Below are 1,311 nucleotides of genomic sequence, written 5' to 3'. Positions count from 1 at the left end.
CGCCCCGCCTGCGGGGAGAAGGTGGCCGGCAGGCCGGATGAGGGGCGGCCGCCCCTTTGCAGCATGACGTAACGTCAGGATCACGCGCGACGTCGTGTCCCGCTACCGTGACCTTGCCCTAGCACTTTGATTTTCCCTATAGTTTCGCCGATCATCGGCGTCACCTCGGGGAACCATGAAGACACTTCATATCGGCATAGCGGGCGCCGGCCCGGCGGGGCTTGCGGCGGCATTGATGCTGTCGCGGCGCGGCCATCGGGTGGACATCCTCGAGCGTTTCGACGTGGCGTCGCCTGTCGGTTCCGGGCTGATGCTGCAACCAACGGGGCTCACGGTCCTGAACACGCTCGGCCTGCTCGATCCGATTCTTGCACTCGGCAGCCGGATCGATCGGCTCTATGGCGCCGATGCCAGATCCGGGCGCACCGTGCTCGACGTGCGTTATGACGCGCTTGCCGGTGGGCGCTTCGGGGTGGCGGTGCAGCGCGCGGCCCTGTTCAACACGCTTCACGACGCCGTGGCCGCGGCTGGGCTGCCGGTCAAGACCGGCGTCACGCTGACCGATGTTCGCATGGCAGGCGGCAAGGCGGTGATGCTGGATGCGCAGGGGCATGAGGCTGGCGCCTATGATCTGGTGATCGATGCGAGCGGCGCGCGCTCGGCGCTCGCTGCCGGTTCGACCGCCGCGCCCAAGGTGCGCGAGCTTGCCTATGGCGCCCTCTGGGCGACGCTCGACAGCGACGGCCTCAATCATGATCCGCACGCTTTGGTGCAGCGCTACGACCGGGCGAAGGTGATGATCGGCATCCTGCCGGCGGGCCGCGCGCGGATGGGCGAGCGCGACCGGGTCGCCTTCTTCTGGAGCCTCAAGGTAGCGGACGCAGACGTGATACGGCAGGCCGGGCTCGATCGCTGGAAGGCGCGCATTCTCGACTACTGGCCGGATTGCGCGCCGGTGCTGGATCAGATCGGTGACTGGGAGCAACTGACGCTGGCCCGCTATGCGCACCGCACGATGCGCCCGCCGGTCTGCGGCCGCATCGCCTTTGTCGGCGACAGCGCCCATTCGACGAGCCCGCAGCTCGGGCAGGGGGCGAACTTGGCGCTGCTCGATGTCGCAGCACTTGCGCATGCGCTGGAGACGGCTGACGATCTCGATGCCGCGCTTGCCGCCTATGCCGCGGCACGCCGCAACCACGTCGCGCTGTTCCAGCTGCTGTCGCTTCTCTTCACGCCCTTCTACCAGTCGGACTCGACGGCTCTCGCCTGGCTGCGCGACCGGCTCGTGGCCACGGTCGCGCACACCCCGCC

At 68.4% G+C, this 1,311-nt stretch carries 1 protein-coding gene; it reads left to right on the top strand.

The genetic code is table 11. The features are described from left to right. Nucleotides 1-175: 175 nt before the first annotated feature. Nucleotides 176-1,311, top strand: a 1,136-nt coding sequence (locus L981_RS32870; protein WP_043627124.1) for an NAD(P)/FAD-dependent oxidoreductase, incomplete at its 3' end; no start/stop codon positions are given.

This window comes from Ensifer sp. ZNC0028, assembly GCF_000799055.1.
Taxonomy (GTDB): domain Bacteria; phylum Pseudomonadota; class Alphaproteobacteria; order Rhizobiales; family Rhizobiaceae; genus Ensifer.
This window is presented reverse-complemented; position numbering and strand designations above follow the sequence as displayed.